General features: G+C 38.1%; 8 protein-coding genes. 7 read left to right on the top strand and 1 reads right to left on the bottom strand.

From position 1 onward, the window contains the following. Together ACOVQQ_RS04825 and ACOVQQ_RS04820 are read left to right on the top strand one after the other, a co-directional pair. Positions 1-1,264, top strand: a 1,264-nt coding sequence (locus ACOVQQ_RS04825) for an RHS repeat domain-containing protein (RefSeq protein WP_421817192.1), incomplete at its 5' end; no start/stop codon positions are given. Between the two features lie 216 nt (positions 1,265-1,480). Then, the gene (locus ACOVQQ_RS04820) at positions 1,481-1,963 is read left to right on the top strand and encodes a hypothetical protein (RefSeq protein ID WP_421817191.1); all 483 of its coding nucleotides are present in this window, start codon (positions 1,481-1,483) and stop codon (positions 1,961-1,963) included. A gap of 92 nt (positions 1,964-2,055) precedes the next feature. On the opposite strand, the gene ACOVQQ_RS04815 is transcribed toward ACOVQQ_RS04820, so the two are convergent. After that, on the bottom strand, positions 2,056-3,057 hold the full coding sequence (locus tag ACOVQQ_RS04815; RefSeq protein WP_421817190.1) for an IS110 family transposase: 1,002 nt from the start codon (positions 3,055-3,057) through the stop codon (positions 2,056-2,058). 476 nt (positions 3,058-3,533) lie between these two features. On the opposite strand from ACOVQQ_RS04815, the gene ACOVQQ_RS04810 reads away from it, so the two are divergent. The 5 genes from ACOVQQ_RS04810 to ACOVQQ_RS04790 all read left to right on the top strand — a co-directional run bounded on the left by ACOVQQ_RS04810 (position 3,534) and on the right by ACOVQQ_RS04790 (position 7,692). After that, entirely contained in the window at positions 3,534-5,105 is a 1,572-nt protein-coding gene (locus tag ACOVQQ_RS04810; protein ID WP_421817189.1) for an RHS repeat domain-containing protein, read from the top strand. Between the two features lie 3 nt (positions 5,106-5,108). Next, positions 5,109-5,396: a hypothetical protein gene (locus tag ACOVQQ_RS04805; RefSeq protein ID WP_421817188.1), complete on the top strand. Its 288-nt coding sequence runs from the start codon at positions 5,109-5,111 to the stop codon at positions 5,394-5,396. Then, positions 5,393-5,884 carry a hypothetical protein gene (locus ACOVQQ_RS04800; protein WP_421817187.1) on the top strand — a complete coding sequence of 164 codons (492 nt, stop codon included), beginning with the start codon at positions 5,393-5,395 and terminating at the stop codon, positions 5,882-5,884. Before ACOVQQ_RS04805 ends, ACOVQQ_RS04800 begins: the two co-directional genes overlap by 4 nt. Before the next feature lie 315 nt (positions 5,885-6,199). Next, on the top strand, positions 6,200-6,874 hold the full coding sequence (gene trmD / locus ACOVQQ_RS04795; protein ID WP_421817186.1) for a tRNA (guanosine(37)-N1)-methyltransferase TrmD: 675 nt from the start codon (positions 6,200-6,202) through the stop codon (positions 6,872-6,874). Positions 6,875-7,008: 134 nt separating this feature from the next. Beyond that, complete coding sequence (locus tag ACOVQQ_RS04790; RefSeq protein ID WP_421817185.1) at positions 7,009-7,692, top strand: LytR/AlgR family response regulator transcription factor; 684 nt, start codon at positions 7,009-7,011, stop codon at positions 7,690-7,692. The last annotated feature ends 25 nt before the right edge of the window (positions 7,693-7,717 follow it).

Here is a 7,717-nt window from a genome sequence, read left to right as displayed (position 1 = left end):
CACGGTAATTAACTTTCAAAACAACAGCGGTCGCATTCGGTACACTTATGATGCGTTAGGCGTAAAACTGCGCAAGGAGGTGGATGATATAAACGGAACCACCACCACCGATTACTTGGACGGTTTTCAGTACAAAAATGAGGTATTGAGCTTTTTTTCGACCGCGGAGGGTTATGTAGAGTTTAAAGAACCCAACCGCTTTTTCTACGTGTACAACTACACCGACCACCTCGGAAACGTGCGTATGAGTTACACGGACAACGGCACAGCAGTTCCGAAAATCTTAGAGGAAAGCCATTACTACCCTTTTGGCCTGAAGCACGAAAACTACGCCAGTGAAATATTCGAACGCATTAAAGAACCCAACGGCGAGTTATTTGTACTACAACCCACGGAAAGACGGGAATGGCAGTATAAGTACAACGGCAAGGAGTGGCAAGATGAGTTGGGGTTAAACTTTTACGATTACGGCGCTAGGAACTACGATGCCGCAATTGGAAGGTGGATGAATGTGGACGCTCTTGCTGTAAAATACTATAGTAATTCACCTTTTCACTATGCAGATAATAACCCAATCCTAAATTATGATGTTGATGGCAATTACTTTGTTGATGCATTTACAAGAAACACAATACACACTTTTAAAAATTTTTTAGGAGAAAGAATATCGCAAACTACCGATTCAATGAATGAGCTACAAAATCTATTAGCGAGTGGAAATTTATCGGAAGATTCCATAAAAGGAATTTTGAATTTATTATCGGGATTGCGTAACAATATCGACGAGTTGAAAATAGCAATTTCTGAAATTGAATTATTAAATAAATCAACGCAAGGCTATGCGATTATTGATGTAGGTGCTGGTACATCACGGGCTGTGACTGAATTTAATTATGGAATTGTTAATATTAATGCCCCAATAGACGCAGGATTCGGACTGTTAGGACATGAATTACACCACGCATATCAGTTTGAAATTGGCGAAACCAGTTTACATTTTACAAATAGTAAAGGAATACCCACACACAGACTTATTGGGAATGACTTAAGTGATGAATGGAGTGCATATAGAAGGCAAAATGCAATTGAACCTAACATGCCTCTATACAATTCTTATTTAGAACTTGAAGGTGATTCAACAGGACCCTACGCTAAACTTCCGAGAAAACCTCAAAGTGTAAGTGATCACGCTGAAATACAAACAATTTTGAATAGTAATGGAAGTGAATTGGATAAAAGCAGGTGCTTAACAATTTATCAATAAGAAATAAACTAGCATTTAGAATAAATGGAACTACTTATGCGGGCGGTAATTAAATTTTTTGGAGCAATTTTACTCTGTTGCATAGTAGTATCCTGTAGCAGCATAAAAAGTAGAGAAATTACAACTCCTAATAAGCTACGACTAGGTGCGTATATCACAAACAATGTCTATAAGTCGCCGAATTATGAAGAGATCGTCCTGAAAAAAAATCAAAGAATGACATATACTTTAAAGTTTGAGACAACTGGCAATCAGCTACTTCATGGCAAATGGAACTTACAAAACGACACTTTAAAATTACTTTTTAAAATTCCGAAAAATAAAGAAAAAGGTAAGGTCAAAATAACTTATGGAACAGAAAAAAGGTGTGCTCTTGAAGTTAAAATCAATGACAAAGTAGGGCCCCTATTTGGTTGCAAATTATTTGTTAATGATATTGAATACGCCATATCATCAAATAACATAAAAGTACCATCTCAATTTATTAAAAAATTCAAAGTTATTTACAATTCCGAGACATATGAAAAGGTCATTAATAAATACATAGACAGAGACGTTACATTTTTAATTGAACTTTTTAAATACAGAAGCCCTGTTTATGAAATTTTTACAACAGAATGGCTAGTCAAAGATGATAAGTTGTATAGGTTTAAAGATGGACAGTTATTTGAAAAAGCATACTTGCAATTTAAAAATTAAAAAGTGGGGCTTTTTTTTAAAGTTACTTCAGCTATGCAAAATGTTTCGCGCTCCGCATTCTATGATAAAAAGCAACAAAAATTGAATAAATTTTAGGATGCAAATTTATACATATCAACATAGGCAGTTTCGCGATTAATCACTGCAAAAACGCGACTGATCAGTTTGCATCGTACATTGTTTAAGACAAGCATAGGTTCCTTACCTTGTGCTTTTTTTCGGTTGTAATATTCTTTGATTTGCGGATCATATTTAAGTGAAGTCATAGCGCACATTTGGAGCAATGCCTTCATTTTTTTATCAGCCATGTGGTTCACTTTTGTCCGTCCGTTAATACTAGATCCTGAGGTGTATTCAAAAGGAGCTACTCCTGAATAACATGCAAATTGTCTCCAGGTTTTAAATGCAGTAAATCCTTTTGTAGCGATGATTAAATAAACACTGGTTTGTTCTCCAATACCAGGTATAGAACGTATGAGTTTTTCTTGTTTATTTAATTCTTCATTTGATTTTATAATTGATTTAATTCTGGCTTCTATTTTGCTTATCGAAGATTTAATTGACTTGATTAAGCTTTGGTTCAAAGCGGATACTTCTTTGAAAACTTCTTTTGCTGTAAAAGCTTTATTTTCCTTTGTGCTCTCTATCAATAACATAGCTTTAACCATTTTTTCTCGCTCTGCATGAAGTAATTTAAGTTTTTGTATGTCGATATTTGTTAAGGTAAAAAGCTTTAATTTATCTATGTTACGTAAGCTATAAAACGCAATATCTTTTGCGTCAGTTTTATCACTTTTACCTCTTGTAATTCCCTTAGAACGTTTTATTTCAATAGCAGGAACTATCCATAAATCTAACTTTAGTTCAAGTAGTGTTGTTGCTAAATGATTTGTGTAAACACCTGTGTTTTCACAACAAAATAAAGTGGTTTGAAGGTCTAATTGTTTTTTTAAACTGTTTAGAAAACGGGTTATACTTTTTGATGTATTCTCAATAACACAGTGCTCAGACTGTAGCGTATTACTGTCCAAAATGTTTACATCTAGTTTCGCTTTTGACACATCACTTCCAACATAAGTTAAATACTTTTTCATAATTTTGATTTTAGGATAAATAATGTTGAACTTCTTTAGAGCCTTTATTAGACATTTTATGTCTATCATTCTATTTGAAGCTATTCAACTGGATTCAAGGAGAGAGCAGAGGACTAATGCGGAGCTTAGTTCCATTACTAGCACAGTCTAAAGTTCACCTCTGCTTTCCTTTGAATAAAATTACTGATTTTAATTACTTTTCAAAGTAAAGGCAACAGTCTCCCGACTTTGCGGCAAGTTTGAAAACTCATCTAAACCACCTCTCCGAACGCACTTTCTTCTAGCCCTGACCGCCGCGGAAAGCTTTTTGAAAAAGACGTTGTGTTTTACTTGGTTTGGTACAGCGACCAGCGGAAGCTAGTGCCAAAAAATAGTAAAACCAATGGCTTTGAAAAAACTTGTAGCATAGGGCAGGAAATAGCTACAAAAAGCAGGAAATAGCGTTAAAAATCCTCCTAAAAGGCAACTACCGCAAATTGGGCTACAGCGTTACCGGAAATTACGACGAAACGCTGAGTTACGACAAGCACGGAAACATTCAAACCCTTCAACGAAACGGTTTTGCCGATGCCGACTTTGGTACTTCGGTAGAAATTGATAACTTAGTGTACGCCTACGACGGCAACCAACTGCTGGCGGTGCAAGACATGAGCAATTCGTTAAATGGCTTTCGAGATAATGTAAACAACGGCAATCCCGATTACGGTTACGATGCGTATGGAAACATGACCAGCGACGCCAACAAGCGTATCGAAGATATCGATTACAACCACTTGAACTTACCCACGGTTATTAACTTTCAAAACAACAGCGGTCGCATTCGGTACACTTATGATGCGTTAGGCGTAAAACTGCGCAAGGAGGTGGATGATATAAACGGAACCACCACCACCGATTACTTGGACGGTTTTCAGTACAAAAATGAGGTATTGAGCTTTTTTCCTACCTCGGAGGGTTATGTAGAATTTAAAGAACCTGCTCGCTTTTTCTACGTGTACAACTACACCGACCACCTCGGAAACGTGCGCATGAGTTATACGGATAATGGGGTAGCAGTTCCGAAAATCTTAGAGGAAAACCACTACTACCCTTTTGGTTTGAAACACGAAAACTACGCCAGCGAGCGTTTTGAATTTATTAAAGAACCACACGGAACGCTATACGTGATACAACCCACGGAAAGACGGGAGTGGCAGTATAAGTACAACGGCAAAGAGTGGCAGGATGAGTTGGGGCTTATGGTTTACGATTACGGAGCAAGGTTATATGACCCCGCAATCGGGAAATTTTGGCAAGTAGACCCTGTAGTCGAAACATCACGTCGATTTTCACCCTATAGCTATGCATTGGACAATCCAGTTTATTTTATCGACAGAGACGGCATGTACGCTGACACATTGGAAAGTCAAAATGAAGGGGAATGTTGTCCAGGGTTACCGTTTGGAAATACATCTTCACCGAAAGAAACAAGCCCTTTAGGAGGAACGATGCAGAATTTTACACCCTCTGCAAAAACCGAGCAATTGATGTCTGAAGCTACGGAATTGCTTAGTAACGTCTTTGGTTATGACGCAAGTTTTTCCGTTGGAGAAAGTGTTGGTGCGGGAGCCACAGTAGGACCCGTAAAAGTGGAAGGTGAGGCTACTATAGTAGAGGTTTCGGCGAAGACAACCGAAAAGAATCTAGTAGAGGTTGAAATGAAAGGCCCTGGAGCAAAAGTTAGTGGTAGCGTTGGAATTGCCAAAGGGTCTGCATCTGTAAGCACGGGTTCTGCTAAAGTTGAACTAAGCAAAGAAGGCAAAATAAATAGTAGTGCAACTGGGATGAAACGCTCTGCAACTGGAACTTTAGGAAAAGACACGAAATTGAGCCTTTCAAATTCTTTAACTTTGGGCGTCAGTGCGAAGATACCCACACCCTACGGAGTAACAGGAGAAATTGGTGGTAACGTCAACTTATATAATGCGGCAGTTGGTGTAGGTAAAATGCTTCAGGCTACTGTTAGCTATCTTTCAGACTATGTATCAAATGTGTTTAGCTTAAATTAGAATATGAAAAAGTTAATAGAAAAATATTCCAAGAAACCTGATGGGTTGTTCAAGACGCTTTTTGTAACATTTTTGTTTGGTTATTTGCCATTCGCTATTTTGCATATTGTGTTAAATTTTGCAGGAATTATTCCTGTCAACTTTAATGATAAAGCAATCTATGGTTGGCAGGGAGCACTGGTAATCATTGTTTTCATCCCTCTAATCGTAGTACTACTGACTGTACCAACATGGATTTTTTTCATGGTGGGGAATTTATTTTTAAGATTTTTAAGAAAAATATTTTTATGAGTAGATGCTTTTTATTTCTCTTGTTTTTAGCTAATCCAATGTTCTCCCAAACCATCGAGAATACTTTCTACAAAATTCAAGTACCTGTCAATACCTCAATAAAGGCTTTCCAAAGTACCCACGAAGCATTAGCCAGTATAGACAGTTACCAGTTTATTGTCAATGGAAAGCCTAAGTATATATTTTATATGATGTCTAATAAATTGGAAACAGAGGTAATTGTCGGGCTGGAAAACTATAAGGATTTTTTATTCGACATTGGCGACATCGATATAACTAAAGCTGAAATATTTAATGATTTAATCAAAGTCTACTACAATTATACAGATAAAAAAGCAATTGAAGGAGTAATTTATATTGGTATTAGAGGAAATATTCTTAATCGATTTCTTTTAATGTATCCTAATCAAAGTTCTTTAAAGACATTTGATGAAGAAGTAGACCTCATTGTAAAAGATGTAGATTACAGAAAGACTAATTGGGATTAAACCATCTTAAAAACAATGATTCGATAGAGCGGATTTACCTCGTCTGTTGACCTAAAGCCTGGGTTGCTATTCGTGCTGAAAATGGTCGGCTTTTCCGACTGTTTACATTCAAAGACGTTTGCCTAGCCCCGACTGCAGCGGCAGCCCGGAGTACAAAAAGGCTGTGTGAATTGGGTTACAAACGGCGACCACAGAAGCCGGTTGTAGCCCCATGAACACGCCTTTTTTTACGAGGACTACAGCGGAAGGCGGGAGTGGCTGCTAAAAAACATAAACCGTATAAAAAACTGTACTTTTGCAGCGATTTCACCACTTATGAGAATTGATATTATTACGATTTTACCCGACTTAATGCGGAGTCCGTTTGAAGGAAGCATCATGAAACGCGCCATCGAAAAAGGTTTGGTAGAAGTACATTTTCACAACCTGCGCGACTATACCACCAACAGACAAAAAAGCGTTGACGATTACCAATTTGGCGGCGGCGCTGGCATGGTTATGCAAATTCAACCCATAGACGATTGCATTAAAAAACTTAAAAGCGAACGCAACTACGACGAGATTATTTATATGACTCCCGACGGCGAAACACTGAACCAAAAAATGGCCAATTCGATGTCGCTTTTAAAAAACATCATCATTCTCTGCGGGCATTACAAAGGTGTCGACCAACGCGTGCGCGACCATTTAATCACCAAAGAAATATCGATTGGCGATTACGTTTTAAGCGGCGGTGAACTGGGTGCCGTGATTTTATGCGACGCTTTAATCAGACTCATACCGGGCGTACTTTCCGACGAGACTTCTGCATTAACCGATAGTTTCCAAGACAATTTGCTGGCACCACCGGTTTATACGCGTCCGGCCGACTACAACGGTTGGAAAGTTCCGGAGGTTTTACTTAGCGGGCACTTCGCCAAAATTGAGCAATGGCGCGAGGAAAAAGCCTTTGAACACACCAAAAACCGACGACCCGACTTGTTGGAGTAAGTATTGAAAAATACAGCGGTTGTTGTCGAGATTCTCAGACTTTTCCCTAAATGAATTAATTTTTTGAAAGGTTTTTAACAATTCTGTTTCGCAAAACTTAATTTATTTAGATTTGCGATTTACTGCCAAAATTAATGACCGACGCCAAAATACTTATTGTTGAAGATCAGCGCATCATTGCTGAACATTTGAAGGGAATCCTTGAAGATTTGTCGTTTTCACGCATTCGTTTTGCGAACGATAAAAGCAGTGCGTTTCAAGCCATTGAGAGCTTTGAGCCGGATTTGATTCTTTTAGATATTCGGATGAAAGAAGATTTAGACGGCATTGAAATTGCGCGTTATGTTCAAGACCATTGGCAGATTCCGTTTATTTTCGTCACAGCACAATCGGACACCGAAATTTTGCGAAATGCCCTGCAGTGCAAACCGGAAGCCTATATCACCAAGCCATTTAAAGAAACCGACATATTAGCTGCGGTAAGTATTGCCTTAAAAAACACCCGCGAAGACTCGTTTATCAGTATCAAAGAAGGATACAAAGAGGTAAAGGTGTACTTGAATTCTATTTTATTTGTGGAAAGCGACAAAAACTACATTGATATTTATTGTAGATCGAACAAATACACCTTGCGCAACTCTTTAGAGTGGTTTTTGCAGCAGGTAAATTCGCCACGGTTTACGCGTGTGCATCGTTCGTTTATTGTCAATAAAGAAATGGTCACAAAATCGTCGCGAAATACTTTGTTTATTTCCGATCGCGAGATACCTATTTCCAGAAAATACGCTGCTGAGGCAAAATCTATTTTGCGTAATTGAGTCGTTCGCATACAAAAACGTGTCG

This window comes from Flavobacterium sp. (assembly GCF_049240005.1).
Classification (GTDB): domain Bacteria; phylum Bacteroidota; class Bacteroidia; order Flavobacteriales; family Flavobacteriaceae; genus Flavobacterium.
Note: the sequence above shows the minus strand (reverse complement) of the source record. Positions and strands in the feature narration are given on the sequence as shown.

Coding starts and splice junctions, on each gene's coding strand:
- ACOVQQ_RS04820 (WP_421817191.1), top strand. CDS start 1,481: ATGACATATACTTTAAAGTTTGAGACAACTGGCAATCAGCTACTTCAT.
- ACOVQQ_RS04815 (WP_421817190.1), bottom strand. CDS start 3,057: ATGAAAAAGTATTTAACTTATGTTGGAAGTGATGTGTCAAAAGCGAAA.
- ACOVQQ_RS04805 (WP_421817188.1), top strand. CDS start 5,109: ATGAAAAAGTTAATAGAAAAATATTCCAAGAAACCTGATGGGTTGTTC.
- ACOVQQ_RS04800 (WP_421817187.1), top strand. CDS start 5,393: ATGAGTAGATGCTTTTTATTTCTCTTGTTTTTAGCTAATCCAATGTTC.
- trmD (WP_421817186.1), top strand. CDS start 6,200: ATGAGAATTGATATTATTACGATTTTACCCGACTTAATGCGGAGTCCG.
- ACOVQQ_RS04790 (WP_421817185.1), top strand. CDS start 7,009: ATGACCGACGCCAAAATACTTATTGTTGAAGATCAGCGCATCATTGCT.